Raw genomic sequence first — 26,850 nt, forward strand, 5'->3', positions numbered from 1 at the left:
TTTTCAAGGAGTTTCTCCCCATGCAGAATGTCAAGATGGAGACGGTGTCGCTGAACTTCTTTTACGGAGCAAAGCAGGCGCTGAAGAATATCAGTCTCCGTTTTCCCGAAAAAAAGGTAACGGCGCTCATCGGTCCTTCCGGCTGCGGCAAGAGTACCTATCTGCGCTGTCTGAACCGCATGAACGATCTTGTGGCCGGCAGCAGGGCGGAAGGTGCCATCCTGCTGGACGGCCAGGATATCAATACCCGCGAATGCGATGTGGTTTCCCTGCGCCGGAGGGTGGGCATGGTGTTCCAGCGCCCCACCTCCTTCCCCAAGAGCATTTTTGAAAACGTGGCCTACGGCTTGCGTGTGAACGGAGAAAAGTCGGAATCCGTCATTGCCGCAAAGGTGGAAGAGAGCCTGAAGCGGGCGGCCCTGTGGGGCGAAGTGAAGGATCGTCTTTCCGATTCCGCGCTGGCGCTTTCCGGCGGTCAGCAGCAGCGTCTCTGCATAGCCCGCGCCCTTGCCGTGGAGCCGGAAATACTGCTCATGGACGAACCCACCTCCGCGCTGGACCCCATCGCCACGCAGCAGATAGAGGAAGGTATCGGCCAGCTCAAGGAACAGCTCACCGTCATCATCGTTACGCACAACATGCAGCAGGCGGCCCGCGTTTCCGATTATACGGCCTTCTTCTACATGGGCGATCTCATAGAGTCCGGTGAAACGGACATGATGTTTACCCGTCCCCGCCTGAAACAGACGGAAGATTACATCACGGGGCGCTTCGGATAGCAGACGGCATGTGCCGCAGGCATGACGGGCCGTCCGGTCACGCATGGGCACGGAGTTTTGCTCCGGTTCATGCGGAAGGGCGCGGCAGGCAGGGCCTGCTGTGGGCATGTGGACTTCCGGCAGAACCGTGAGCGGTGTTTTCCGACCGCATTGCGGGTGTTCCGTATGAGGCGAGGCGGCCCGAAAAGGCGCAAGGATGCGCGGCACGGTTTTTTCTGCGGACGGCGCCGCGTGCGTGATGTTTACGGAACAACCCGCTCTTCACAACATTATCGGTCGCAGGCGATTTTTCCGCACGGTTTTTCCGCGCAGGGACGGCTGCGGCCTCAAGAGGTAGATTATGAAGGATCAGATGTACGCATCTCCCGCGCTTCGCGGCTTGAGAACGGAACTGCTCACCATGGGCAGCCTGGTGCAGATGGCCTACAGCAAGGCCCGCACCGCCCTTTTGCTCCGTGATGTCGCCGCCGCCGAAGATGTGGTGAAAAGCGACGATGCCATCGACGAGATGGAACTGGAGCTGGATGAAAAGTGCACCAGCATCATCGCGCGTACGCAGCCTGTGGCCAGAGACCTGCGCTTCATTCTTACCGCGGTTCGCATGGTGCTCGATCTTGAGCGCATCGCCGACGAATCCGTGACCATAGGCCGCCAGATTCCTCTTCTGCCGGAATCGTTTTCTCCCGAACTGGAAAAGGATCTGGCCCGTTATCTTCAGCTTGCCTTCGATATGCTGGATACGGCGCTGGACGCTTTCCGCAAGGAAGACGTGCCCCACGGTATGCAGGTGTTCCAGCACTCGGAGGAAAGCGTACGCCTTCTTCTTTCCATGTATGAAAAACTGATGGTGGACGTGCGCGCCTCCGTGGTCGATCCTTCCGCCGCCGTGCCGCTTATTCTTGTGGTACGTTCCGTGGATCGTATCTGCCGCCGTTCGGAAAATATCGTGGAGCACCTGTGCTTCATGTGCGACGGCATTACCGTGAAGCATCGTGTGAAACTCTCCGGCATGGATGCCTGATCGGAATCTGAAGGCAATGCCCCCGCAGAACATGCCGTACTGCGGGGGCATTGCCGTTTTTTTTCTGCTGCATCGCGACCTCATGGTCGCGTTTTTGCGTTAAACGCCGTGAGACCGGGCGGAAGAAAATCTTCCGTGTGGAAGAAAAATTCCTTTTGACAGGGGAAGAGTCCCTCCGTCAGCATGTTCGTACAGGCCGTTTTCAGGGGCGGCTGAACCGGTTAAAAAGAAGAGACAGGGGGCGCATGAAACATCCTGCGTAGAGGAAAAGGCGCTTTTTCTATCCCATGCCCTGAGAAGCCCGCCCGGGCCTTATGTTCCGTACCTGAAATCCCTTTGCCGGGGCGGTAACGGCAGGGCCCTGCGCGAACGTCTGCGCTCATATCGGGCAGGAGCTTTACGGCATAAAAGAAGCTCCACCGCATTCCGGCAGGGACTTTTGTCTGCCAGGGGAGAGGCGTTTTTCCGCGGGGATATATCTTCGGGAGATGGCGTGTATTCAGGCATTGACGTTTTTCGGCGGCAAGTTTTTCAGAGAAAGGAAGTTCCGGGGGCGTGGCGGTGTCGTCGGTGGAGCATTCCGGCAGGGGCTATGCTGTTTCCGGCGGTCGTTATGTCTTTTTCTTTCATGGCGGAAACGTTTCCTGCGGCGTTCAGGGGAATTCGATGTTTGAAGTGGCCCCCGGCTATGGCTGCGGAAGGTGGTACGATGCCCGTATTCCGCGTTCGGAATAAAAAAAAGACGCCGGTCTTTGCGATCGGCGCCCTGTGAAGACGTCAGGAAGTCGACGGGCCGCCCTGCGGAGGCCGGGGAAAGATCAGTCCTTTCTCAGCAGATGGAACTTGTCGAAGAGCTTGAAGCCCAGGCTCATGATGATGGCGATAATGGTGGCGAGCACCATGCCCTGAATGGTGATGGAACCGAAGCTGAGCTTGGCTCCGCTCAGACCGATGATCATGATGACGGAAGTCATGACAAGGTTGGAAGATTTGCTGTAATCCACCTTGCGTTCCACCAGTACACGCAGGCCCGAAGCCGCGATGACGCCGAACAGCAGCAGACATACGCCGCCCATGACCGGCACGGGAATGCCCCGGATGAGTTCGGAAAGCTTGCCGACGAAGGAAAGCAGAATGGCCATGACCGCCGCACCGCCGAGCACCCATACGCTGTACACGCGGGTAATGGCCATGACGCCGATGTTTTCGCCGTAGGTGGTGTTGGGCGTCGCGCCGAAGAAGCCGGAAAGAATGTTGGAGCATCCGTCGGCGAACAGGGAGCGGGAAAGACCGGGGTCCTTGATGAGGTCGCGTCCGACCACGTTGCCGGTAACGAGAAGATGACCGATATGTTCGGCCAGCACCACGAGGGCCGCCGGAGCGATGATGAGAATGGCGTTGAGGTCGAAGGTGGGCGCGTAGAATTCCGGCAGCTGGAACCAGGGGGCTTCCCTTACGGGCGTCAGATCCACCATGCCCATGAAGAAGGCGAAAACATACCCGCAGATGACGCCGAACAGCACCGGAATGATGGCAAGAAAGCCGCGGAATGCCACGGAGCCGATGACGGTGACGGCCAGCGTGAACATGGAAACCATCACGTTGTCCATGTTGATGTTGTCTCCCGTGAGTCCCGCCATGGAAGCTGCGGTGGGAGCAAGTTCCAGGCCTATGACGGCGATGATGGAACCCATGGCTGCGGGCGGGAAGATGACGTCGATCCATTTCGTCCCCACGGCCCGGATGAGCGCGGCGAACAGAATGAAGAGCAGGCCGAACACGATGAAGCCCGACTGTGCCGAGGAATAGCTGCTTGCCGCCATGATGGCCAGCACCGGGGAAATGAAGGCGAAGCTGGAACCGAGGTAGGAGGGAATTTTACCCCTGGTGAGGAAAAGATACAGCAATGTGCCTATGCCGTTCATGAACAGGCAGGTGGTGGGGTTTACCTTGAACAGGAAGGGCACGAGCACGGTGGAGCCGAACATGGCGAACAGGTGCTGTATGCTCAGGGGGATGTTCAGAAGGAGCGGCGGGCGTTCCTCAACCTGGATGACATGGTGTTCCACGGTGATATCCTCGCTGGAAAAGTATGTATGAGTCGCGCTTCGGCATGTTCCGAAGTGCCGGTTCCCGGTGGACGCTTTCCGGCGCAGCGCCGGGCGGCGGCTTCCGCTCTGGTGCCGTGCGGCGGATGTTGCGAAAAAAGCTGATATTCCGGTGTGCTGTGTAAAAGGTTTTTCTGAGACGGGACTGCCTCAGGCTGCACCTCCGCGGGCAGAGAAACACCGGGACATGTCTTGTATGGGGCGGATTCAGGGCATGAACGTTGCTTCAGGCCTGCTCCTTCATAAGAGCGAGCCTGCGGCCCATGTCGAAGGCTTTCCGGCAGTCTTCGGGGAAGACTTCGTCATGGTATTTCTTTTTTTCCGCAGGGTCGTAGCGGTCGGCCTCGTAAAGGCTGTAGTCGCTGAACTGCCAGGCGTTGGCGCTGTAGCAGATTTCGCTCTTCACGCCCAGCATTTCGCCCATGCGGGCGTGTATCGTGGCAAAGCGGCCGACGACGGAATCCGCAAGGTCCGCGGTCACCCCGAAGGTGTAGACGAAGGCTGAGGGAATCCTGCGGGGAAACACCCAGCGGTTTTCCCTGTTGTAGAGCATGTGGCTGAACAGAAAGCGGTGTTCCAGGGCGAGAAGCTCGGGCGTCACGTCGCCGTAGTAGACGGGGGAGCCGAAAATAATCCCGTCGGCCTCCTCCATCATGTCGAGAAAGGGAGAAAGTTCGTCTCTCATGGCACAGTGCCCGTGCCTTCCCGATTTGAGCTTGCAGGAAAAGCAGCTGACGCAGCCTTTGTATTTCAGAGGATAAAGCTGGACAAGGCGTGTCCTGGCTCCTGCCGACTCAGCTCCGTCCAGAGCGGCCTGCAGCATGGTTGCGGTGTTGCCGCAGGCTCTGGGGCTGCCGTTGAACGCAAGTATCATGGAAGCTCTCCTGTAGGTGGGGCGGAAGAAAAAGGTATGCTTTCGGCAAGCATTCTCATGAGAATAAAGCGGAACATTTTCTCTTGCAAGTTGAAATCGCTCCGTCGTTCCGGCTGCGCCTTGCCTGATGCGGACGCTTCCGTTATGGTTCGGGCATGGATATCATTGCCCGTATACATACCGATCTGCCGTCGAAGTTCGGCGTGCCCCGTCAGAGCGGCCTTGTGCAGGAGCTGAAGGGGCGTATCGTGTTCACTCCCGAGTACAGAGACCCCGAGGCCCTGCGCGGAATGGAGGATTTTTCCCATATCTGGCTTATCTGGGAGTTTTCCGAAGCCCGCTGCGAGCGCTGGTCGCCCACGGTAAGACCTCCGCGCCTCGGCGGCAACATACGGCTCGGCGTGTTTGCCACTCGTTCCCCCTTCCGGCCGAACAGCATGGGGCTTTCCTGCGTGCGCCTGGAAAAGGTGGTGCTGCACGGGGAGGAAGGGCCGGAGCTGCATGTTTCCGGCATAGACCTCATGGACGGTACGCCCATTTTCGATATCAAGCCCTATATTCCTTATGCCGATTGCCATCCCGAAGCTACGGGCGGCTTTACGACGACGCTTGCCGATGTCACTCTTGAGGTGGATTTTCCCGAAAAATGGCGGGCGCTGTTCAGTGTGGAGCAGCAGGCCTCCATTACGGGCATACTTTCGCGCGATCCGCGTCCCCATTATCACCGCGATCCCGGCAGAATATACGGTATGCCCTTTGCGGGAAGGGATATCCGTTTCCGCGTCCGGGACGGCGTGGCGGAAGTGGTGGATGTGGCAACGGAAGGATAACCGGAGGCGCTTTTCATGGCTGCACGGCGGCGGAGGGGCTTTTTCCTTCGCCGTTTTTCATCGGGAGAAGCTGCGGAGCCCGGCCGTTTGAGAATATGCGGCAGGGACGTGAATACCGTTCTCCCGGAAAAGCCTGCGGAATTTTCCTCACGGGCCGGGGCCGCCGTGCGCATTCGCGGGAAGCGCCATGCTTTTTTCCGATGATTGCCGCAGAGGGGCATGGAGATCCGAAACTTCCTTCGGGAAAGGCGTATTCCGTCGGAGAATCCTGCTTGCCGGTTCGGCACGGGGGCCGTACCTGCGGAGAAGAGTATTTTTATATGATTCTCGTCATGACGGCAGTTTTCAGGCGAGGGCCTTATACAGGAGCATCACGGCGGACAGACTGAGAAAGATGAGAAGCAGCCGGATGAATACGCGCTGGTTCAGATACCGTCCTATGATATATCCCAGCTTCTGGCCGATGAAGACTGCGGCGATGCCCACAGCGGCGAGTTTGAAGAATTCCGGGCGGTACAGGCCGGCAAACCACTGACCGGCCAGCGTGGCCCATCCGCTCACAAGAAAGAGCATGGCCATGGTGCTTCTCGCCCTGTCAGGCTGCCAGTCCTTGAACAGAAGAAAAATGCCTATGGGCACGCCGCCTACGGAAACGGAGGAATTGGCAAAACCGCTGGCAAGTCCCGTAACGAGCAGCGAAGCGGCGGAATCCTTGATACGGAACGTCGCGTTTTTTTTGATGAGCTGCAACACGACGAAACAGGCGATCATGAGGCTTATGCCTATCTGCAACCACTGTATGGGCACGACCTTGAGCGCGAGAGCCCCCAGAAAGCATCCCGGAACACAGCTTGCCCAGAGCCACAATACATCCGTCCAGACAAGTCCCTTTCGGTACAGCCAGGCGAGCTGCGTGCTGCCCGGCGCGCCGATGATGCAGCAGGTCAGTATGGCATCCGTAACAGGCATACCGAGCAGAACGACGGGCAGGGCCGCCATCATGCCGCCGATTCCCGCGATGCCGCTCACAAGTCCGCCGAAAAGCCATCCGAAGAAAATATAGACATAGGTTGCAGTGATCATCGCAGGCCTCCAGAATTTGTGCCGATCACATCCCCTGTACGGGCGAAGCCGACCTTAGAATATTTTCGTATCCTTGAAAAGGTATCATTTCCGCATGTTGTCGAAGGCCGCCCCCGTTTTTTCCGGCACAGGACGGGCAGAAAAAACGCTCACCGGCAAGGGGGGGACGAGTCCGTGCCGATGAGCGGTGAGGGGCCGGGCATCCGTTCCGGCATGGAGGATGCCCGGCGTTTCGGGGGCGCTACAGGAAGATTTTCCCCGTCAGTATGACGACGGCGGTCACGATGCACAGGGAGGCGACAACGAGAATCGGCGCCGTCCGCCAGATGGCTCTGGTCGTTATCCAGTCGTTGCCGTGGAGCATGGCGGCGGTCGAGCTTGCGGCGGGGGTGAGGAAGGCAAGGCAGCAAGCCACGGTCACCAGAATGACGGGCTGTTCGGCAAGCATGCCGTTTGCCGTGCAGTAGGAGAATATGACGGGCATGAGGGCTACGGAAATGGCCGTATTATTGATGAACTGCGTGAGTATGACGCCTACGATGCCGATGCATATCAGGAACTTGATGCCGGAGCCCGTACCGAAGAAGGGCGTCAGTATTTCCAGCATGAAGGCCGTAATGCCGCTTCTGGGGTCGGATATGGGGCCGGAAAGCGGCAGAACGAAGGCCAGAATGAAGATGATGGGCCAGGCCACGCCTTCATTGACCATGGCCCGCCACGGGCAGAGCGCTTTGCCGTTGACTTTTATGGCCGCAAGCAGCGCCACCAGAAGAACGCACACGCCGGTATTGCCGATTTTTTTGAAGAACACCGCAACGGCGAGATCCCTGGGAAGAAATCCCGGGAGCATCATGAACAGTATAAGGGCGATGAGGAAGGCGAAAAGGAGCTTCTGCACGCCGGACAGCTTCATGTCCTCATCGGTGATGAGAGTTTTGATGTCCAGACCGGTAAGCTTGCTCAGATCCGGCCGGAGCAGAAACTTGCCGATGAGAATGAACGCCAGCAGGCAGAGCAGGCAGGACAGGAAGGAGGCGAACATGTAGATGGTGTAGTTGACGGTGGCGCCGGAAAGGCCTTCATAAGCGCTTATGGCGACCAGCGGGAGCGATTTGAAGGGGATGAGCGCCATGCCGAGCTGACTGGCGAAGACGGCGCCGATCACCATCATCATGGGGTAGCCCTCATGCTTTTCATAACCGCAGAATTTGAACATGCCGTACATCAGGCTCCAGCCGATGACACATGCGGGCGTGGCGCTGGACAGGCCTCCGAGAACGGATATGGCCAGAAGCAGGGCGAAACTCAGCAGCCACGGCCTTCCCTTCACGCATCTGCGGCTTACGAACCACATGGAAATCCACCTCGTCACGCCGTAACTGTCGAGAACCGTGCTGAAGACGAAGATGAATATCATCATGACGACGGTCGGGTCGCCGAAACCCTTGTTGAAGAGGGTGTTGATGGGCATGATGTCCAAGAGACCTATGGCGAGGAGTCCTATCATGCTGGGCCAGATGACGTCTATGAAGATCCATGCGTACACGACGCCGATGAGCGCGCCGAGCACATTCATGCCGTAGGGGGTCAAAGGAGGTGTCGGGTCCAGCCTGCCGAAGAAGAAGGTGATGGCAAGAAAGACGGCGATATGGAAACAGCGCTTCACGTCTATGGAAGCTTTTGCGGTACGTTCCGGGGCGGCCATGCGGTCCTCTCTGTAATCAGGTGGCAAAAAGGGAAGAGCCGCAGGAGCTCTTCCCGGGATCAGGGCCGTTCAATACGGCAGGGGGGTAGGTCTGTTTCTGATGGTGTCGACCTTGATGGCGTCCTTCGGGCAGTAGATCTGACAGAGGAAGCACGACTGGCAGTCTTCGCGATAGCAGATTTCCGGCACGGTCTCACCGGCGCGAAACACGTCGAGAGGGCAGATTTTCACACAGGTTCCGCAGTTGACGCACTTTTCCGAATCAATGGTAAAAACAGGCATGGAGCACTCCGTAATCAGGTATGGGCAGGGCGGTTAGAGCGGATAGACGGGGAGCCCGTAGCGCTCGAATTTTTCCGTCTGAACAGGTTCTCTGGTAATCTCGATTTTGCCGTCCTTCAGCTTCGACTTGAGCCACACGTTCCATTCCTTCTTCATTTCGGGGTAGTCCGTGCGGTAGTGGGAACCGCGGCTTTCCTTTCTTTCCAGTGCGCTGGTGAAGGTCAGCCGGGCCGTCGTCAGCATTCCGCAGAGTTCATGATACAGCATGAGCTCGTGCGTATTGCGGACGATGATTTCGTTTTCAATATCTTCTTCAATCCGGTCAAGCGCAGTCAGCGCTTCCTTCAGGTTTTCCCCGCTGCGGATGATGTTGTATTTCGCGGGAATCACGCAGGACTGAATACGGTAGATGGCTTCGTCGATGGAAAGACGGCCTTCATGTCCGAGCTTGGCGAAGGTCTTTTTTCTGACGGCCTCCACCTGTTCCTCATCAAGGGGCAGAAGTTCCGTGCCTTCGCAGGCTTTGGCGGCTCCCTCACCGGCACGGAAACCGGAGATGCAGGCCCAGCCGAGATGAACGGCTCCTGCGCCTGCAATGGAACCGATGAGCAGTCCCTGATTGGCCATGTCGCCGGAAGCGAAGAGGCGGGGTACCGTGGTATCGCAGGCAAAGGATTTCAGCGTGAGTCCGCTTCCTGAACTTGTGGACCCCATGAATCCGGGAATCCATTCGACGGAATCCTCGAACGGATCTATGCCGCAGCTTTTGCAGGCAGCAAAGAAGGTGGGAACGATGCGGTAGCTGAGTTCGCGGTCTTCCGCGCTCATGTTTTTTAGGTTGAAGTATATGGGGCCGCGTCCTTCGTTCACTTCCGTGGTCATGGCGCGTACGAGAATGTGCAGAAGGGCGCCGTCCTTGTTTACAGGGTCGTACCTGTCCATGAACGCTTCCCCCAGAGCGTTGGTGAATCTGCCGCCGAGCCTTTGGAAGCGGCTCATGCCGCAGATGTCGAAATCCCTGGCCGTGGAGTTGTAGCAGTTGGAAAATTCCATGTTGGTGAATTCCGCTCCTGCCCGAAGAGCCATGGTGTTGCCTTCGCCGGATTCCATGTCCTGACCGTGATACTGCCCCTTGAAGCTGCAGCTGCCGGTGCTGAGGATGGTGTTCTTGGCATGAAAGATATGGAACTGCCCTGTGCGGACATGGAATCCGGTCGCTCCGACGACTTCGCCGCTGTTCGTGAGCAGATCGGTGACCTGCACGCGGTCGACAATGGTCACCCCCAGTTTTTCCAGCCTGGCGCGGAGTTTTCTCATCATTTTGAATCCGGGGAAGACGACGGCGTGATTGTGGCCGCGGCCGGGCTTGCGTTTGAACCTGCCGTCGGCATCCTTTTCAAAATCCATGCCCCAGGTGTTCATCATGTTGATGATTTCCGTGGAACTTTTCGCGTACCATTCCATCCACTCCGGGTCGAACATGCCGTTGCCGTTTCTGTTCCAGCGTTCCAGCCATTCCTGAAGACTGTCCTGTTCTGGATCGAAATACAGCATGTCTCCGGCGGCAAAGCAGCTTTCGCCGCTGCCTCCCACCCATGCCTTGTCGACAAGAACGACGCTGCGGCCCGCCATGGCCGCAGCGCAGGCCCCCATGCATCCGGCCATGCCGCCGCCGAGAACCAGAACGTCCGCGCTTTTCTGTTCAGTTTTGGGAATCATAGTGTCTCCTTGCGGTAAGATGTTTCCTCCTGCAAAGCAAAATTTGTGCCAATATATTTAATATGTTGATTTAAAAGAGTATTGCCTTTTTCGTCGTTTTTTCTGTCTTTTGTTTTTGTTGCATTATGAAACAAAATGTTGCATCTGTTTAAATACTCATGAAACAAAAAGTCCTTTCCGGGGGCACAGGCGGTTTTTTATGAAGGACGTTTTTATTCTCGCCACACATCGGTCGCTGGTACAGAAAGCGGAAAGCCTCATTGCCGGGGGCGGACTTGAGCGGATTGATGTCGTCTTCTGCAAAACGGTGAAGGAAATACTTGCGTTCGTGACGGAGGATCTTCCGGGAACGGCGGAGGTCCTCCTCACCATGCCCGGACCGGCGCTGCTTGTGGAAGGTGTCCTTCAGGACAGGATTCCCATTCTGTCCATAGAATACAATAACATCGACATCATCCGAGGCCTTTGCGGCGCGCTTTCCGTCTGCCCGGGAAGCGTGGCGCTCGGCCATTATAAGGAAGAGAATCCCCGCATCGGAGATATCCGGGAAATGGTCGGTCGCCCGTTCATGAATTTTCTTTTCGGCGACGACGACAACGCCAACAGAAATATTCTCCGGCAGGTCAAAGAGCAGGGCGTTACGGCCGTGGTCGGAGGAGGCTATATCTGCAATATTGCGCAGGAGATGGGGCTTTCCGTCTTTCCGCTGGAAGTCAACCTCGCCACACTGCGGAAAACCATACGAAATGCGCTTTCCATTGCCGATACAAGACGATTCGCCCGCTACTCCCGGCGCAATACCGACATGATTCTGAAGTATCAGGCGGAAGCCGTCATGACGGTCAACAGCGAAAACAGGGTGACATTCTTCAACAAGAGTGCCGAACACATATTCGGTATGGCCGGTGAAACGGCGCTCGGGAAGCTTTCCACACAGGTGCTTCCCGACAACCGTTTCGCGGAAGTGCTGGCGGACCGGTCCCCTGTGGAAAACTTTCTTCATGCGCTGCCGCACATGGATATTCTCGGTGATTACCGGCCGGTGCTGGATAACGGCATCGTTATCGGAGCTGTGGGAACCTTCAGTCCCATGACGGAAATTCAGAAGAAAGAGGAACTCGTCAGAAAATACTACACGCCGAAAAACGCGGGGCCGCGCTTTTCATTCGATGATTTTCAGGGCGATACTCCCCGCTTTCGTGCGCTGCTGGACAAAGCCCGCTGCTTTGCCCTGACGGATGAAACGGTTCTCATTACAGGGGAAAGCGGTACGGGCAAGGAGGTGATGGCCAGCAGCATACATAACGCCAGCAGGCGGCATGACAAGCCTTTTCTTGCCATCAACTGCGCGTCTATTCCCGCAACGCTTATGGAAAGCGAGTTGTTCGGCTATGAACCCGGAGCCTTTACCGGCGGCAGAAAAAACGGCGCGCCCGGCATGTTCGAGTCGGCTCACGGCGGAACGCTGTTCCTTGACGAAATAGGAGAAATGCCCTTTGAGCTTCAGGCAAAGCTGCTGCGCGTCATTCAGGAACGAAGGGTGCGCAGGATAGGTTCATCGCGGGAACTCCCTGTTGATGTCCGTATCGTCGCCGCCACCAACAAGATTCTGGAACATGAGGTGGCGCAGCACAGATTCAGAGTCGATCTGTACTACAGGCTGAATATTCTTCATATTCACATGCTGCCTTTGCGTGACTATGCCGACAATATAAGCGATATTGCCGGAAACATGCTTTCCCGGCTGGCTCCGGAGTCTTCCTATGCCGATCAGAAGCATTTGCGGAACCTGCTGAAAAAGCTGAATTCCTACGACTGGCCCGGAAATATGCGGGAACTTGAGAATATGGTGCGGCGTTATGCGGCGCTCAGCCCCTACCTGAGGCGTCCCGTCAGCCTCGGCGATATCTTTACCCGACCCGACCTTCAGGAAAAAACGATCGGCTCCGTGTCTTCCCGCAAGGATCAGGAACTGCAGAGAATACGGGAAGCCTTCGACAGACTGCACGGAAACAGAACACAGATAGCCCGGGAACTGGGGATTTCCCGCTCCACGCTCTGGAGAAAACTGAAGATGCTTCATTGAGCCGGGCATCATGCATCGCTCATACCATGATGAGCATGGTTGATGCGGATATGCTGCCGGGAAAATGCCGTCCGGTTCTTGATCGCCGGATATGATTTTCAGAAAAGGATACTTCTCTGGTATGCCGTCATGCAACCGGTACATACTGTACCGGTTGCATGAGAAGAAACGGCTGAAAGCATGAGATATGCGGCCATGCCGCAGGGAGAAAAGTTTTTTTGAGAAGCGGTATGCTCCGCAGTCATTCACGCAAAGGAACCTTTTTGTGAGAATGACGTATGGACTGGCTCCCTTGTACGCACGGCCTGCGGCATACAGGGAAGGCGTTTCTTTCGGCTTGTTCCGGCCGGCGGGGAGAAACGGGCGGAGATGAGGGGGAAATGTTCTGATACATTACTAATATATTATATAATAACAGCGTATTGCATCATGTTTGCACCTCAAAAACTTTTTAAAAGTTTTTGAGGTGTTGTTTAAGATTGAAAACTCCCCGCTATGCGGGGAGTTCCAAAAAGGCGAAGCCTTTACATAAGTTAAAAAAGGGGTTCCTTTGTGCGATAACCAGTTGTCTCGACTCGAAATCTATACACAAAGAAACCCAATAATGAATGACCAGAGTTTAAACCATACCCGTTGGAGCTGCAAGTATCACATTGTTTTCGCTCCGAAATTCAGACGCAAGCTGGTATACGGAAGGTATCGCAGAACGATCGGCGAAATTCCGAGAAAACTGTGTGAATACAAAGGAATAGAGATAGTGGAAGCAAATGCGTGTGTGGACCATATTCATATGTGCGTCAAGATTCCGCCCAAGTATAGCGTGGCGCAGATCATGGGGTATTTGAAAGGGAAGAGTTCTTTGATGATATTCGAGAGTTTTCCGCATCTGCGCTACAAGTTCGGCAATCGCCATTTCTGGTGTACCGGTTATTTTGTCAGCACGGTGGGAGTAAATGAGGCGACCATCATCAAATATGTGAGGGAGCAGGAAGAACGAGACAAAATAACAGACCAGTATAGCCTGGTAGAACGGCCCGTCAGCTCGTTTACGAGCAGCAGAAAATAACTCTTCGGCAAGAGTCGAGACAGAGCCCTCTTAAGAGGGCAGCCGGGTAACAGACCCTTATAGGGTCAAATCAAACCGCCCCTTGAAGGGGCGGTCCTGACTGTTTGTCAAAAACACAAGGGGAAAAGAAGAAAAAGCAGTTCCGTTTTGTTGTATAAAAACATATAAAAATCAATAAAAACAATATGTTATGCTGAATTTTCTTGCCATGGAAAGACTCGTGTGCTACACCTTGAGCACGCGGAAAGAGATTCTGCGCGAGCCGCTGTGACCTCATGCAGACCGTGGCGAAGCAGGCAGGGTGGAGTAGTCAGCTTTGCGCTGTGAAGTAGCTGTGGGATAGTGAAATGAGGAAAGTCCCGCCTTTCCTTGGGCCGGGCATGAGGGCGGCCGGAGACGGCCGCCCCGTCAGCAACATTCTGCCAAAAGGAGTCAGACCGTGGAAGATAGGGAAGTTATGGAAATATGGAGTGAAATCAAGAAGTTCGTCGAACAGAATCCTGGCATATACACGACGCGGTGGAAAAACGGTCGCGAGGGAGTCCGTTTCAGGGCAGAAAATATCCGGGGTGATATTTATATCTCCGTTCAGGAACATAAGGGCGGAAACACCTCCGGGGCGGAGAGTGAAACGGCACCGGACTACAGATGTATCGGGCGACTGAAGAATGAAGACTTTCCGGCCCTGTATTCCCTTTATCTGCGCAGAGAGAAGGGGGAAGCGGTCAGCCGGGAAGCCGGCAAGGTAAACAGACGTCCGATTTATTTCTGGGGGCTTATTTACTGGGCATACGAAAAGAAAAAGAAGCCTCAGCTGTAAAAGCCGGGCAGCTCATGGGAGGCGGTATGCCTTCCGAGAGGGGCCGGTCTTCCGTCATGCCATTTTCGTATCGGCAAAACAGGCGATGTACGAAATTTGCGTCAACTCATGGCGTTATTTCGGTGTCGTCTGCGACGGTGAAGGTTTTGCGTGTTTCGTATGCTTTCATCAGGAAGGGGGAGAACAGAGTCAGGAAACTGCACATGCCGTGCGAGGTGTGAACATGCTCTGGACTTCCTCCTTCGTTTTTCGACTGGGGGAGAGGCCGGGGCGCGGGCGTTTTCCACGGTGCTGCGGAGTTTGTTTCTCAGTCCATGCGTTCAAAACGATACCGCTGTCTGACATCTGGATACTTTGTTTTATCCACCTCAGACATGAACATATCGAGAGGCCTTGCAAAAACCTTGAGAGCGTCGTTTTCTTTCAGGTCATAGCGGGCTTCATAGATCACCAGCGTTTCCCTCGTTTCGGAATGCGTGGCAAAGCCCAGTATTTTATAGGTGTACATGGGGGAATCGGCGGGGCAGCGTTCGTGCTTGAAGTGGCGGACGATGTCACCGGCCTTGAAGGGCGGGCGGGGATTGAATTCTGACATGCCGGTCTCCTGAAAGAAATTGTTTCTGTGGCCGGATGAGCGCTGCCGTATGTTGTTGCGGCGCAGCCATGACCGTTGCTGAGAAGAAAGTGGTCGATACACCCTGGTCATCAGTGGCCTTGGGATATCAGGGGAAAATGCAACTGGCAAGGGCGGAAACGCGGACATAGGGTTGAATCCTCGGCGGGAAGAGGGCCGGCATGATATTTCAAAACAGGGGGTATTTTTTTGTAGATAACTATAACTTGTTGATAATAAATAAAAATAAAAAAATGAACCATTGCCGGAATCTGGAACGATGTCTTGATAGCCAGTCCTTGTGAAAACATGGGAGGAGGTATCGCAGATATATGTTCCTTGAAGGTGCAGATCAAATCCAGTCCGCAGACAGCCCTGAAGCCATGTATGCCAGGCGCAGGGCCGCACATTGGATTCTTAATATGGCGGAGGAATCGCCGGTTCTTGATACCGCTCTTTTTCGATGTGTGCATTGGATATGCGGAAGTCTTCGATCCGTTCTCGAAGATGTGGAGAGACGAATTTCAACGCTCGAAAGCAGGGCGGGCAGAGCCGCACATCATGCCGTTCTGGAAGAACTCGGCAAGGATGCACATCATCATGTGGAAGGGTGCAGCATTCTTGCGGATGAACATCCGTATGTCTGTTCGTACTGCTGGGAGCAGATTCAAAAGCAATGTCGTCACGTTGCAGAGAACAGGAATGTTTCTCTGGCTGTGGAATATATTGTGGCGGGAAACGAACTGAATCGGGTATTCGGTCTTGATGAAGATGGCATCGCTGTTTGCGAGTTTGCGTTTATTCTTCAACATTTTCCTGAGCTTAAAATGTATTTTGCTGCCGGTCTTGGCATATTCGGGCCGGGCGGCCTCCGGCTGATGGCACAGATGTTGAGCATGTCACAGGATATCCTGTCGGATCATCTTGGTATGTTGCTTTGTTTTGGCATACTCGAGTATGATAAAGATCGTTCTTTTCATCTGATACCGGCGGTCAGTGCCTTCTGGTCGTCACGGTTTTCTGTGGACGCTTCCTTCTTCTGCAGCGCCTTCAAAGACGATCTGCTGCCGCTTAAGTCTTTCCGCGTTCCCGGTGAAGAAGTGCGTCATGTATGCCGTTTATTGAAAGAGCACGTTGATTTTTCAGTGAATATTCTGCTTTATGGTCCATCAGGATCCGGTAAAAAGACATTTGCGCACAGTCTGGCAAAAAATATTGGAATGAAGGTCTGCCTTGTCAGCAGCCGAGGAAAAAACAGCGAGGGGGAATGCCGGGCTTCGTTTCTGGCCTGCCTGCATAGGGCGTCTTTGCAGAAGGGAACCCTTATTGTCGTGGATGGCGCTGAACGACTGCTCAGTACGGATTTTGATGTTGAGGGTGTTTCCGGTAGTCAAAGAAAAAATACAGCGGATATGATCTTCGCTTTTGAGAAGTCCGGCCAGAAAATAGTGTGGATTACAGATGATGTGGAGAAAATTGAGCCGTCGGTCAGACGTCGTTTCATATACAGTATACATTTTGAGTCGCTGGGGGTACGGGAACGCGTAGAGATGTGGCGCCATGTACTGAAAAGGCAGGGGTTGTCCCGGCGTTTTGATAAATCATACATGACAGGCCTTGCCATGAAATATCCTGTACAGGCAGAAGTCGTACAGAGCGCTATTATACAGGCATCTTCCTTGTATCCTTCAGGAAATAGATTTTATACTGCGCTTGATCGCATTCTTAAAGCGCATCTTGCTCTGCAACATGGAGGAAGGCTTTCTTCAAAAAAAGTATACGGAGCCGTTTCTGATTTTACATTAAATGGCGTATGTATGGAGGAAAATATTTCTGTATTCATGGAGCGCTGTCAGCGTATGGATGCAGCCATGCGTTCTGGCAAAGTGCTGCGTCCGGGATGCGGAACCATGCTTTTCTATGGTCCGCCCGGTACGGGGAAGACGGCACTGGCCCGTTTTGTTGCGGAAACCTTGAATCGTGAATGTATCGTGAAGCGTGCCAGCGATCTGTTAAGTCCTTTTGTCGGAGTGAGTGAACAGCAGGTGGCGGAAGTTTTTGGCGAAATGGAAAAAAACGGTGCCGTGCTGGTCATAGATGAGGTGGATTCGTTTCTTTATTCGCGTGACGGAGTACACCATTCCTGGGAAATTACCCTGGTCAACGAGTTTCTTACTTCATTGGAGGAGTGCCATGGCTTTTGCATATGCACTACGAACAGGAGAGAGTATCTCGATAAGGCGGCAATGCGGAGATTTTCGTATAAATTAAAGTTCTGCTATGCTGATTTTTCCCGCGTGAAAGCTCTGTACCGCAAACTTCTTGCTCCTTTGTGTAAAGCACCGATGTCCGAAGCTCTTTGGCTGAGGCTCTCAAACATGCGATACCTTACCCCCGGCGACTTTCATGCCGTACGGGCAAAATATGATCCCCTTTTTACAAAACCGGAAGAGATTACTCATGAACTTCTTGTACAGGCGCTCTCTCATGAGATGTCTCTGAAAATGGATTCAAAAGAGCAGACTTTGGACATTGTCATTGATTAACTAATTGATTTTTATATAATTAAATAGCATGAGGCCTGTGAAAAAACTTTGCAACAAGTTTTGTCCTTTCAGGATATATTCATTCTGCGGCAGTGTGCGGCGTCAACAAAGTCCATGCTCCTCAAGGGGTAGTTGCGGATGCCCGGGCAACTGCTTTTTATGCGCCATGAGCGAAACGTTGTTCCGGGAATTTTCGGTGATACCGGAAAGCTCATGGCATATCCCGGGAATGTATCCAAGCTGCGCATCCAGTACGAACAAGCCGCGATTAAAAGAAAAACCCACTGTAAAAAACAGCGGGTTATAAATATCTGGCGGAGAGGAAGAGATTTGAACTCTTGGTACCTTTCGGGTACACACGATTTCCAATCGTGCTCCTTAAGCCGGGCTCGGAAACCTCTCCGCGGCGGAAGTCTTTCTAGTATAGAAAGGGGATGCTCGTCAAGTCATTTTGGAGTATGAAAAAAGTTGAATAAATACATATAAATAAAATTATAATAAAGATGCTTGGATAAAAATTTTTCCACCGGCTCGGATGGGACCATCCTGTCAGTAAAATCTGCAGAAACGGATGGAGTGCTCCGTTCTATTTTTTTCGTGCTTCCAACGCTTCCAATTTTGACGGAACGTGTCTTCGCTTATGCGGAGGCGGGCACACCTTTTTGGGGAAGTCAGAATTTCCATCAGGCGTTTCTCTTGTCACCGCGAAAATGGTGCTGGACTTTCGGGATAAAAAAGCCCCGCCTGATTTTCAGACGGGGCAATATTGAGGATATCTGCGAAAGAGGGTTAGTCCTTCAGCAGCCGCAGGTATTCTTTTTGAGCTTCAATCTGGCAGCGGCAGAGGAACAGGATGAAAGGCGTCATGTGTCGGTGGGACGTTTCCAGAGTCTCAATGTATTCCGAGCGGAGCACAGGGGGAATGACTGTGACCAGATGGCCGCTCTGAAGCAGCGCCAGATTCATGAGCAGCCTTGCTACTCGACCGTTGCCGTCAACAAAAGGATGGATGGCCACAAGCCGCTGATGAAGGCGAGCTGCGTATTCGACAGGATGATACATCTCCCTCCATCGCGGCGCCTGCTCCACGAATTCCTTCATGAGAGCCGGCACTTCTTCGGGACTCGGAAACTTGTGGGCAGAGCCCGTCACGAAGATGCGGCTTCCTCTGTAGACACCGGCCTGTTCTTCCTGAATTTTGCAGAAAAACAGCCGGTGCAGGGTGAGAATATCCTGTTCGGAGAATCCCGTGCTGCGTTGGAGCGAGCAGACGTAGTCAAAGGCGGCGGCATGGCCGACGGCTTCAAGATGATCGCGCAGCGGCCTCCCGCCAATGGTGAGGCCGTCTTCCAGAACCACCTTGGTTTCCGACTCAGTGAGCGTGTTGCCTTCCAGTGCGTTGCTGCTGTAGGTGAGGCCTATTTTGTAGTATTCGCGCAGAGAGGCAGCTTCTGCTTCGTTCAGAGGCCTCAGACTGTTGATCTGCGTCTGAAGTTCGTCGATCCGAGAGAGTGATTCCGTCAGTGACATGAGATGCTCCACCAGTATGTTCTGCTCAGAAATAGCAGGGGAAAACATGACTGGCAAGAACTGGTAGGGACAAGAGCCGGACTGACCGGATTGTTTCCTGGGTGATGAACTTTGACCGTGGAGTATTCCAGCTGATGTGTCAGTCTTGATGAATGATCCACAGGCCGTATTTCTCGGCGGCCATGTGTTCGAGGATACATCCTTGCGCATAACGTCAACCTTCCATAAAATTATGGCATCGGTCTTGTTTATTGCCTCGGAAGATTTTACGAATCGATACAGCAGACAAAACAGGAAGCAAGCATCCGTTGGGAAAGTCTGACAGGCCGTTGAATATTCCAATATGCTTGGAGTCCGCTTATGGGCATCCGGTAGCAGAAATTCAGATATTGGATGTTTATACACCTTTCTGAACACGAATGGTAAGTAAACATTACAGGTTCACAAGAGGAACTACCGGCTCGGCAGTATTCTTTATCGCGCTGACGTAAACGCGTTAAAAAAAGAAAGGCCCGGATTCCGGGCCTTTCTTTTACGGGTTACCAGGTGGCTACGCAGCCGTCAGTACGGGATTCGGTACCGCCTGCAAGGGTACCGTCTTCCATGCGCCAGATAATTTCGCCTCGACCGAAGTCACCGGCCAGAGTATCATAGCTGATATCGTGTCCCATGCGTTCGAGCTTGCGGAGGTCTTCCACAGGGTAGCTTCCTTCCACCACAACCTTCTTGTCGCGCATCCACTGCCAGCGGGGTGCGTCGAGGGCCTGCTGGGGATTCATGCCGAAGTCGATGCAGTTCATGAGAACCTGCACATGCCCCTGAGGCTGCATGAAGCCGCCCATGACGCCGAAAGGACCGACAGCCTTGCCGTCCTTGGTGACAAAGCCGGGGATAATGGTGTTGTAGGGGCGCTTTTCCGGCGCCACGGCATTGGGATGCTTGGGATCAAGGGAGAAGCTGCACCCGCGGTTGTTCAGAGAGATGCCGGTGCCGGGAACGACCACGCCGGAACCGAAGCCGCCGTAGTTGCTCTGAATGAAGGATACCATGTTGCCTTCGCCGTCGGCGGTGCACAGGTACACGGTACCGCTCTGCTTGAAGTCCCCGGCTACGGGCTGCTGAGCCTTGTCGGTAATGAGAGCGCGTCTCTTGGCGGCGTATTCGGTGGAGAGCATTTCCTTCACGGGAACCTTGCTCACGCGGGGATCGGCGACGTACTTCAGGGTATCGGCAAACGCCAGTTTCATGGCTTCAATCTGCACATGAGCGGTTTCGGGGCCGCGATGGTCGAAATGATACCCGTTGAGAATGTTCAGCGCCATGAGGGCGGTAATGCCCTGTCCGTTCGGGGGCAGTTCCCATACGTCATAGCCGTGGTAGTTGACGCTGAGGGGTTCCACCCATTCGGGATCTACGGCCGCGAGGTCTTCAGCAGTGATATAGCCGCCGGTGGCCTTGGAGAATTCCACAATTTTCTTTGCGATTTCTCCGGTATAAAAGGCTTCGGCGTTGGTTTTTCCGATAAGCTCGAGCGTGCGGGCATGATCGGGCAGTTTCCAGAGTTCACCGGCCTTGGGCAGCTTGCCGTTTTTGGAGAAGGTATCCTTCCAGCCCTGGAACTGGGGATCCTTCTGCGCGATATACATGGGGCCTCTCAGATTCCAGAACTGCGCCACCGTGGGCTGGACGGTGAAGCCGTCGCGGGCATAGCTTATTGCAGGGGCCAGAGATTCGGAGAGCGGGAGCTTGCCGAACTTCTTCGCCAGAACGGCCCACGTCTTCGGGGCTGCGGGGACGGTTACGGCCTTCCAGCCGAGGGTGGAAATCTTCTTTTCACCTTTGAACACGTCGAGGTTCATGGCTTTGGGAGAGCGGCCGCTGCCGTTGATGCCGTACATCTTTCCGTTCACCCAGAGGATGGAGAAGTTGTCGCTTCCTATGCCGTTGCTGGTGGGCTCGACAACCGTCAGGGCCGCGGCCGTGGCGATGGCCGCATCCACGGCGTTGCCACCTTTTTTCAGCACTTCAAGGCCGGCCTGCGCGGCAAGAGGATTGGAAGTGGCGACCATGCCCCTGGACCCGTAAACGACATTTCTCTGTGCCGGATAGGGATAATAGAGCGGGTCAAAAGATCTCAGCGGATCCTGAGCGGCGGAAGCGACCGAACAGGTTCCCATGCAGAGAGCCATCACGGCAAGCTTCAGCGCACCGCAGGGTTTGGAGAGTGAAAACATAAAACTCCTCCTTTTCCAACCGGACTTTTATCAACCAGGCAGGAGGGCCTGCATCTGTTCCTCACATCATGCGGAACAGTCCATTCCGCGGCGTCCGGTTTTTCCACGGGATGGAAATATTGTCGACAATGAAGATGCATTGCCGAATGAAATTCAGCTTTATCACCAATTGAAGCGCCAGTCATGGAATTTTAACCAACAAAAAAGGGTTACATTTTTCAATGTAACCCTTTGAAATGTCTGGCGGAGAGGAAGAGATTTGAACTCTTGGTACCTTTCGGGTACACACGATTTCCAATCGTGCTCCTTAAGCCGGGCTCGGAAACCTCTCCGCGACAGGAGTGTTTCTAGTATAGAAGCACTCCTTCGTCAAGCAAAAAAACGGCTTTTTTCCACTTTTTTGCTCAGTGGATGTTTTTCAGAAGAATTTCACCGAATTTCGAGCAGGATACGGCCTGAGCGCCGGGCATTTCGGCGGCGAGGTCGGGGGTTACGGTTTTGGAGGCGATGGCCGCGAGGATGGCGGAACGCACCTTGTCGGCCGCTTCGGCAAAGCCCATATGTTCCAGCATGAGAGCGCCGGAAAGCAGAAGACTTCCGGGGTTGGCGATATCCTTGCCTGCCGCGGTAGGAGCCGTGCCGTGGGTGGCCTCAAAGAGTGCCAGCCTGTCGGACATGTTGACGCCGGGAGCCATCCCCAGTCCGCCGACCTGCGCGGCGAGGGCATCGGAAATGTAGTCGCCGTTCAGGTTGGGCAGCGCAAGAACGCTGTACTGGTCGGGGTGGAGCAGGGCTTCCTGGAACATGGCATCGGCGATGCGGTCCTTGATGATGATCTTTCCCCTGCTGTTTTCGGGAGTGGCTTCCTTTTCAGGAATGGTGATGTCGCCGAATTCCTCCCTGGCCACCTCATAACCCCAGGCACGGAAGCCGCCTTCCGTGAATTTCATGATGTTGCCCTTGTGTACAAGGGTGACGCTGGGAAGCTTGTGATCGATGGCGTACCGGATGGCGCTGCGGACAAGGCGCTTGGAGCAGAAGGCCGACATGGGCTTGATGCCCAGAGCGGAACCTTCCCGGACTTTCGCTCCGAATTCGCTGCGGAGAAATGCTCCCAGCTTTTCCGCTTCCGGGGTACCGGCCTGGTATTCAATGCCTGCGTACACGTCTTCGGTATTTTCACGGAAAATGACCATATTGACCAGTTCAGGGTGCTTCACCGGAGTGCTGATTCCCTGGAACCAGCTTACCGGACGGATGCAGGCATAAAGGTCAAAGGCCTGACGCATGGCCACGTTGAGACTGCGGATACCGCCGCCCACGGGCGTTCCCAGTGGTCCCTTGATGGCGACGGAAGCCCTGCCCAGCGTGTCGAGAGTTTCCTGGGGCAGGGGGGAACCCGTCTTCTTCATGGCCTTTTCGCCTGCCAGAAGTTCGATCCATTCTATTTCGTGTTCGCCGCTGGTGGCTGCCTTCATGGCGGCATCCAGCACGGGACGGGTCACATTCCATATTTCCGGGCCTATGCCGTCGCCTTCAATCCAGTAAACCGTGTGTTTCATGATGGCCTTCTTTATAGAGGAAGTTGTTCCGCCGCAGGGCGGGGTTTTCTGAGAAAATAGCGCTCGGCCATTTTCCTGTGATGAGCCGGCATGGCAAGGGATTCCGTTTCGTTCCAGAGGACGAAACGGTGAGAAATGTCGCCGAGAAGAGCGGAAAGTTCTTTCACGGTGAGTTCCTGCTCCGCCGCCACGCGGAAGAAATGGGCCGTAAGCCTGTGATTGGTATAGTTATGCCTTACTTCGCCCAGAGGCGCGAGGATTTCTGCAGCAATACCCATTCCGGCAAGCCGCTGCAGCAGGGTTTCCTGCGGAGTGGAGGTCTGTACCACGGCGCCGGGAAATTCCCACATGTTGCCCCACAGGCCGCCCGAAGGGCGCTGAACAAGGAGCACATGCTTCTGACAGAGCAGTATGCCGTGGGCGGAACTCACAGGAATGACGGCGCTCTTTTTTTCCGCAACGGGGCGTTCCCTGGCAAGGCCCAGTCTGTGGGCCTCGCACCATCGTGCCAGAGGACAGAGCGCACATCGCGGCGCTTTTCCGCAGATCAGCGCTCCCAGTTCCATAAGCGCCTGGTTGTAGAGTCTGGCCTGCCCGGAGGGAAGAAAACGCCGGACTTCCTGTCTGATGAAGGCGGCCGCAGGATGTTTTTTCACGGGAGTGTCGATATTGAGCAGACGGGAGAACACCCGTTCCACGTTGGCGTCGATGGTGACGATGTCCTGTTCGTAGGCAATGCCGAGAATGGCCGCCACCGTGTATTCTCCCAGTCCGGGAAGGGAGGAAAGCTCCTCCTGGGTGGAGGGAACCTCGCCGCCATGTCGTTCCACCATGGCCTTGGCGGCCTGATGGAGGAAGCGGGCCCGACGGTAGTAACCGAGACCTTCCCAATAGCGCAGGATTTCTTCTTCCGGCGCTTCGGCCACATCGCTGACGCAGGGAAAGCGCTTCATCCAGCGCTGGAAGTAGGAAACGCCCCGTTCCATCTGCGTCTGCTGGAGCATGACCTCGGAAATCCAGACCTCATAGGGCGTGTAATGAACACGCCACGGCAGGGGGCGTTTGTGCGCCACGAACCAGTCAAGCAGCGCTTCTGTCAGCGCGGTGACGTCACTTTGGGAAAATACCTGAAACATTGGGGCAGTATATACGGCAAGCACGGGGCTTACAAGGGCGTGACGGAAAGTTTTAAAAGAAATCCCCGTGCATATGGGGAAGCGGAAGAAACATGTTGAAAGCAAGGGCGGGAAAGGGGATTTCCGCAGGGGAGTAGGGATTTTTTCGTTCCGATGACGGCGGAATTCCCGGAGGGCGTCGAGGAACGATTGCTTTTTATGGTGTAGTGCTTCATAATAAGCAGACTGTACCAGTTGCCTGTTTGAGCATACGGGCGGAAGTATCGTCCGCAGAGAGGATCGTTATGAATTTTGTTTTTATTTCTCCACAGTTTCCCCAGTCATACTGGAATTTTTGCGATCGCCTGAAGGCTCGCGGCGTGAATGTCCTCGGCATAGGCGATACGGCCTATGACGCTCTCTCCCCGGAGCTTCGGGCGTGCCTTACGGAATATTATCGTGTGGACTCCCTTGAGGACTACGATCAGGTGTACCGTGCCATGGCCTTTCTTACCTTCAAGCACGGGCGTATCGACTGGGTGGAAAGCAATAATGAGTACTGGCTCAGTCAGGATGCCCGCCTGCGTGACGACTTCAATATACGAACCGGCATGAGCAGAGCGGAAGTGGCCAATGTACGTCGCAAGTCGGCCATGAAGAAATTCTATCAGGAGGCCGGAGTCCCGACGGCGCGCTGGCATCTCATCGACGATCTTGAGGACGGCAAGAATTTTGCCCACGAGGTGGGTTATCCCGTGTTTGTGAAGCCGGACGGCGGCATGGGCGCTTCGGGCAGCTACAAGATTTCCAGCGATGAGGAAATGGAGCGCTTCTATGCGGGCAAGGAAAACGTGCCCTATATCATGGAAGAATACCTCAGCGGAGATATCTGGTCGTATGACGGCATTTCCGATTCCGGGGCCAACGTCATTTTCGAGACCTGTACTTCCTGGCCGCCCTCCATTGCCGATATCGTGAACAACAAGGATCATCTTGCCTACTACACGGCCAGCAATCTGCCCGACGATCTCAGACTTGCGGGCCGCAATACCATCAAGGCTTTCAATGTCCGCAGCCGTTTTTTCCATCTGGAGTTTTTCCGGCTCAGGGAGGATAAGCCCGGCCTTGCGAAAAAGGGCGAACTTGTGGCGCTTGAGGTGAACATGCGTCCTGCGGGCGGCTGGACGCCGGATATGTTCAACTATGCCAACAGCGTGGATGTATATTCCATCTGGGCCGACATGGTGACCCATGACAAGACGTTTGTGGATCTGGACAGACAGAAGTTCTTCGCCGTGTATGCGGGCAGGCGCGACGGCAAGCCCTATGCGCACACGCCGGAGGAAATCCGTTCCCGCTATGCAGGCCGCATCGTGATGGATCTGGATATTCCCGAGGCCATTTCCGGCGCCATGGGCAACCATCAGTGGACGGCCATTCTGGATACCGCCGAGCAGAAGGATGAATTCATCCGTTTCGTGCAGGAGACCTGCTGATGGAATACAGGCGTCACAGCCAGTACAGCCGTATTCTGGGTCGGGAACTGCCGTTTGTGGTGTTCGGACGTACGGGCAGGCCGGTCATGGTTTTTCCTACGCAGAACGGGCGTTGCACCGATTTTCATGAATTCGGTATGCCTGAAACCGTGGCGGAGCATATAGAAGCCGGTCGCGTTCAGCTTTTCTGCATGGATTCCATTGACAAAGAAACCTGGTCCGACAGGGACGGCGACAAAGGCCGCCGGGCCTGGCTTCAGGAATTGTGGTTCCGTTACTGTACGGAAGAATTCACGCCCCTCATGCTTCAGATGAACGGTACGCATCAGGCTCCCATTACCATGGGATGCAGCATGGGGGCCACCCATGCGCTCAATACCTTTCTGCGGCGTCCGGATCTGTTCCACGGGGTCATCGCCCTGAGCGGCGCGTATGATGCGCGCTACTTCTTCGGCGATTACATGGATTCCAACCTCTACAACAACTCCATTGTGGATTATATGGCAGGGATTGCGCTGGATCATGCCTATATTCCCATGTTCAATGCCCGCGCCATCTATGTGTGCACGGGACAGGGGGCCTGGGAGGAGGAAATGATCCGCACCACGACCATGGTACGGAAGATTTTTGAAGAAAAAGGCATACGCGCCTTCATCGACTTCTGGGGCCGTGACGTGGATCATGACTGGCCCTGGTGGCGCAGGCAGTTCCCTTATTTTCTGAACAAGATACTGTGAAGACATCCGTCGGAATGGCGGTCGTTTTCCCATACGGAAAGCCGGGCGTATGAAGCGTCCGGCTTTCTCTGTTCTTCTTTCCGTCCTTTCTGTGTTCCGCCGTCTGTGAACTCCTGCGGAGTGCTCCGGCGTAGGCTCGTTTTCCCCATAGCTTCGGGACAACTTGTCCCGAAATCGTTTGCTGTGTTTTTCTCCGGCCGGGATGCTTCGTTTCGGCAGGTTATTCGTTTTTCAATGTGCCGCCCGGTGCTGAACTACCTTGGGTCTACAGCTGAATAACCGTTCGTTTCGCATATCCGCATATCCGAAAGAAGGAAACTTCAGTAAAAAAACAGGCAGTTTCCGGCATTCGGATTGTGGTGGAATGGAAGAATCGGACTTTTCGGAGGTTTCTGTATCATGATAAACTAGGATAATGTCCATAACTGATTATGAAAAAATATATGATTTATGGGTCAATATTCCAGGAATGGGATTAAATTCAACGGATGACAGTAGAGAATATATTGAAAAGTATTAAAAACGCAATCCAACATCAAGTTTTGTGGTAGAGTGTAATGGAAATATAAACTGGAATAGATATATGATTTTCATAATATATGGAAATTGTTAAATCCTAGGGCTGACAAGGAGGGGATGAACGA

General features: G+C 54.4%; 20 protein-coding genes and 2 tRNA genes. 9 read left to right on the forward strand and 13 right to left on the reverse strand.

From position 1 onward, the window contains the following. The first annotated feature begins 20 nt into the window (after positions 1 to 20). Together pstB and phoU are read left to right on the forward strand one after the other, a co-directional pair. The gene (pstB, locus tag CZ345_RS07585) at positions 21 to 779 is read left to right on the forward strand and encodes a phosphate ABC transporter ATP-binding protein PstB (protein WP_077072557.1); all 759 of its coding nucleotides are present in this window, start codon (positions 21 to 23) and stop codon (positions 777 to 779) included. A gap of 340 nt (positions 780 to 1,119) precedes the next feature. Then, on the forward strand, positions 1,120 to 1,800 hold the full coding sequence (gene phoU, locus CZ345_RS07590; protein ID WP_077072558.1) for a phosphate signaling complex protein PhoU: 681 nt from the start codon (positions 1,120 to 1,122) through the stop codon (positions 1,798 to 1,800). Positions 1,801 to 2,618: 818 nt separating this feature from the next. Here the strand turns inward: phoU and uraA are convergent. Continuing rightward, a complete protein-coding gene (gene uraA, locus CZ345_RS07595) occupies positions 2,619 to 3,869 on the reverse strand; it encodes a uracil permease (RefSeq protein ID WP_077072559.1) in 1,251 nt (416 codons plus the stop codon). Positions 3,870 to 4,134: 265 nt separating this feature from the next. Further along, entirely contained in the window at positions 4,135 to 4,782 is a 648-nt protein-coding gene (locus tag CZ345_RS07600; protein ID WP_077072560.1) for a flavodoxin family protein, read from the reverse strand. A gap of 155 nt (positions 4,783 to 4,937) precedes the next feature. On the opposite strand from CZ345_RS07600, the gene tsaA reads away from it, so the two are divergent. Beyond that, positions 4,938 to 5,612 carry a tRNA (N6-threonylcarbamoyladenosine(37)-N6)-methyltransferase TrmO gene (tsaA, locus tag CZ345_RS07605; RefSeq protein ID WP_077072561.1) on the forward strand — a complete coding sequence of 225 codons (675 nt, stop codon included), beginning with the start codon at positions 4,938 to 4,940 and terminating at the stop codon, positions 5,610 to 5,612. Between the two features lie 345 nt (positions 5,613 to 5,957). Here tsaA and CZ345_RS07610 read toward each other — a convergent pair whose 3' ends face one another. The 4 genes from CZ345_RS07610 to CZ345_RS07625 form a co-directional block, all read right to left on the reverse strand. Further along, complete coding sequence (locus CZ345_RS07610) at positions 5,958 to 6,695, reverse strand: sulfite exporter TauE/SafE family protein (RefSeq protein ID WP_077072562.1); 738 nt, start codon at positions 6,693 to 6,695, stop codon at positions 5,958 to 5,960. A gap of 241 nt (positions 6,696 to 6,936) precedes the next feature. Continuing rightward, entirely contained in the window at positions 6,937 to 8,400 is a 1,464-nt protein-coding gene (locus tag CZ345_RS07615) for an SLC13 family permease (RefSeq protein WP_083717220.1), read from the reverse strand. Between the two features lie 69 nt (positions 8,401 to 8,469). After that, complete coding sequence (locus CZ345_RS07620) at positions 8,470 to 8,682, reverse strand: 4Fe-4S dicluster domain-containing protein (protein ID WP_077072563.1); 213 nt, start codon at positions 8,680 to 8,682, stop codon at positions 8,470 to 8,472. Positions 8,683 to 8,715: 33 nt separating this feature from the next. Further along, entirely contained in the window at positions 8,716 to 10,401 is a 1,686-nt protein-coding gene (locus tag CZ345_RS07625; RefSeq protein WP_077072564.1) for an FAD-dependent oxidoreductase, read from the reverse strand. A 199-nt stretch (positions 10,402 to 10,600) separates the two neighbouring features. On the opposite strand from CZ345_RS07625, the gene CZ345_RS07630 reads away from it, so the two are divergent. From CZ345_RS07630 to CZ345_RS07640, 3 genes are all read left to right on the forward strand, one after another. Beyond that, entirely contained in the window at positions 10,601 to 12,487 is a 1,887-nt protein-coding gene (locus CZ345_RS07630; protein WP_077072565.1) for a sigma 54-interacting transcriptional regulator, read from the forward strand. A 604-nt stretch (positions 12,488 to 13,091) separates the two neighbouring features. Further along, positions 13,092 to 13,553, forward strand: coding sequence for an IS200/IS605 family transposase (gene tnpA / locus CZ345_RS07635; protein WP_077072566.1), 462 nt, complete (start codon positions 13,092 to 13,094; stop codon positions 13,551 to 13,553). A 439-nt stretch (positions 13,554 to 13,992) separates the two neighbouring features. Beyond that, positions 13,993 to 14,373, forward strand: a complete 381-nt coding sequence (locus CZ345_RS07640; protein WP_144277279.1) for a hypothetical protein — start codon at positions 13,993 to 13,995, stop codon at positions 14,371 to 14,373. A 307-nt stretch (positions 14,374 to 14,680) separates the two neighbouring features. On the opposite strand, the gene CZ345_RS07645 is transcribed toward CZ345_RS07640, so the two are convergent. Continuing rightward, positions 14,681 to 14,968 carry a DUF1653 domain-containing protein gene (locus tag CZ345_RS07645; RefSeq protein ID WP_077072568.1) on the reverse strand — a complete coding sequence of 96 codons (288 nt, stop codon included), beginning with the start codon at positions 14,966 to 14,968 and terminating at the stop codon, positions 14,681 to 14,683. Positions 14,969 to 15,318: 350 nt separating this feature from the next. On the opposite strand from CZ345_RS07645, the gene CZ345_RS07655 reads away from it, so the two are divergent. Next, on the forward strand, positions 15,319 to 17,532 hold the full coding sequence (locus CZ345_RS07655) for an AAA family ATPase (protein WP_083717222.1): 2,214 nt from the start codon (positions 15,319 to 15,321) through the stop codon (positions 17,530 to 17,532). A 312-nt stretch (positions 17,533 to 17,844) separates the two neighbouring features. Here the strand turns inward: CZ345_RS07655 and CZ345_RS07660 are convergent. The 6 genes from CZ345_RS07660 to CZ345_RS07685 form a co-directional block, all read right to left on the reverse strand. Then, positions 17,845 to 17,935, reverse strand: a tRNA-Ser gene (locus CZ345_RS07660). Between the two features lie 386 nt (positions 17,936 to 18,321). Then, positions 18,322 to 19,062 (reverse strand): Fic family protein, encoded by a 741-nt coding sequence (locus tag CZ345_RS07665; RefSeq protein ID WP_077072570.1) that lies wholly within the window; start codon positions 19,060 to 19,062, stop codon positions 18,322 to 18,324. A gap of 539 nt (positions 19,063 to 19,601) precedes the next feature. Then, positions 19,602 to 21,296, reverse strand: coding sequence for a gamma-glutamyltransferase (gene ggt, locus CZ345_RS07670; protein ID WP_204224243.1), 1,695 nt, complete (start codon positions 21,294 to 21,296; stop codon positions 19,602 to 19,604). Positions 21,297 to 21,537: 241 nt separating this feature from the next. Beyond that, positions 21,538 to 21,628: transfer RNA gene (locus CZ345_RS07675), tRNA-Ser, on the reverse strand. Positions 21,629 to 21,700: 72 nt separating this feature from the next. After that, positions 21,701 to 22,858 carry an NADP-dependent isocitrate dehydrogenase gene (icd, locus tag CZ345_RS07680; RefSeq protein WP_077072571.1) on the reverse strand — a complete coding sequence of 386 codons (1,158 nt, stop codon included), beginning with the start codon at positions 22,856 to 22,858 and terminating at the stop codon, positions 21,701 to 21,703. A gap of 11 nt (positions 22,859 to 22,869) precedes the next feature. Beyond that, a complete protein-coding gene (locus tag CZ345_RS07685; protein WP_077072572.1) occupies positions 22,870 to 23,994 on the reverse strand; it encodes an A/G-specific adenine glycosylase in 1,125 nt (374 codons plus the stop codon). 284 nt (positions 23,995 to 24,278) lie between these two features. Between CZ345_RS07685 and CZ345_RS07690 the strand changes: the two genes are divergently transcribed. Both CZ345_RS07690 and CZ345_RS07695 read left to right on the forward strand, forming a co-directional pair. Then, positions 24,279 to 25,469 carry an ATP-grasp domain-containing protein gene (locus CZ345_RS07690; protein WP_077072573.1) on the forward strand — a complete coding sequence of 397 codons (1,191 nt, stop codon included), beginning with the start codon at positions 24,279 to 24,281 and terminating at the stop codon, positions 25,467 to 25,469. Further along, complete coding sequence (locus tag CZ345_RS07695) at positions 25,469 to 26,206, forward strand: esterase family protein (RefSeq protein ID WP_077072574.1); 738 nt, start codon at positions 25,469 to 25,471, stop codon at positions 26,204 to 26,206. The genes CZ345_RS07690 and CZ345_RS07695 overlap by 1 nt, the downstream gene beginning before the upstream one ends. Positions 26,207 to 26,850: the final 644 nt, after the last annotated feature.

Source organism: Mailhella massiliensis, from assembly GCF_900155525.1.
GTDB classification, from domain to species: Bacteria; Desulfobacterota; Desulfovibrionia; order Desulfovibrionales; family Desulfovibrionaceae; genus Mailhella; species Mailhella massiliensis.

Bases quoted from the DNA above. Each gene is read 5' to 3' on its own strand.
- CZ345_RS07695 (WP_077072574.1), top strand. From the start codon at position 25,469: ATGGAATACAGGCGTCACAGCCAGTACAGCCGTATTCTGGGTCGGGAA.
- CZ345_RS07655 (WP_083717222.1), top strand. From the start codon at position 15,319: ATGTTCCTTGAAGGTGCAGATCAAATCCAGTCCGCAGACAGCCCTGAA.
- tsaA (WP_077072561.1), top strand. From the start codon at position 4,938: ATGGATATCATTGCCCGTATACATACCGATCTGCCGTCGAAGTTCGGC.
- CZ345_RS07620 (WP_077072563.1), bottom strand. From the start codon at position 8,682: ATGCCTGTTTTTACCATTGATTCGGAAAAGTGCGTCAACTGCGGAACC.
- CZ345_RS07645 (WP_077072568.1), bottom strand. From the start codon at position 14,968: ATGTCAGAATTCAATCCCCGCCCGCCCTTCAAGGCCGGTGACATCGTC.
- pstB (WP_077072557.1), top strand. From the start codon at position 21: ATGCAGAATGTCAAGATGGAGACGGTGTCGCTGAACTTCTTTTACGGA.
- phoU (WP_077072558.1), top strand. From the start codon at position 1,120: ATGAAGGATCAGATGTACGCATCTCCCGCGCTTCGCGGCTTGAGAACG.
- CZ345_RS07665 (WP_077072570.1), bottom strand. From the start codon at position 19,062: ATGTCACTGACGGAATCACTCTCTCGGATCGACGAACTTCAGACGCAG.
- CZ345_RS07625 (WP_077072564.1), bottom strand. From the start codon at position 10,401: ATGATTCCCAAAACTGAACAGAAAAGCGCGGACGTTCTGGTTCTCGGC.
- CZ345_RS07615 (WP_083717220.1), bottom strand. From the start codon at position 8,400: ATGGCCGCCCCGGAACGTACCGCAAAAGCTTCCATAGACGTGAAGCGC.
- CZ345_RS07600 (WP_077072560.1), bottom strand. From the start codon at position 4,782: ATGATACTTGCGTTCAACGGCAGCCCCAGAGCCTGCGGCAACACCGCA.
- CZ345_RS07610 (WP_077072562.1), bottom strand. From the start codon at position 6,695: ATGATCACTGCAACCTATGTCTATATTTTCTTCGGATGGCTTTTCGGC.
- CZ345_RS07630 (WP_077072565.1), top strand. From the start codon at position 10,601: ATGAAGGACGTTTTTATTCTCGCCACACATCGGTCGCTGGTACAGAAA.
- CZ345_RS07690 (WP_077072573.1), top strand. From the start codon at position 24,279: ATGAATTTTGTTTTTATTTCTCCACAGTTTCCCCAGTCATACTGGAAT.
- icd (WP_077072571.1), bottom strand. From the start codon at position 22,858: ATGAAACACACGGTTTACTGGATTGAAGGCGACGGCATAGGCCCGGAA.
- CZ345_RS07685 (WP_077072572.1), bottom strand. From the start codon at position 23,994: ATGTTTCAGGTATTTTCCCAAAGTGACGTCACCGCGCTGACAGAAGCG.
- tnpA (WP_077072566.1), top strand. From the start codon at position 13,092: ATGAATGACCAGAGTTTAAACCATACCCGTTGGAGCTGCAAGTATCAC.
- ggt (WP_204224243.1), bottom strand. From the start codon at position 21,296: ATGTTTTCACTCTCCAAACCCTGCGGTGCGCTGAAGCTTGCCGTGATG.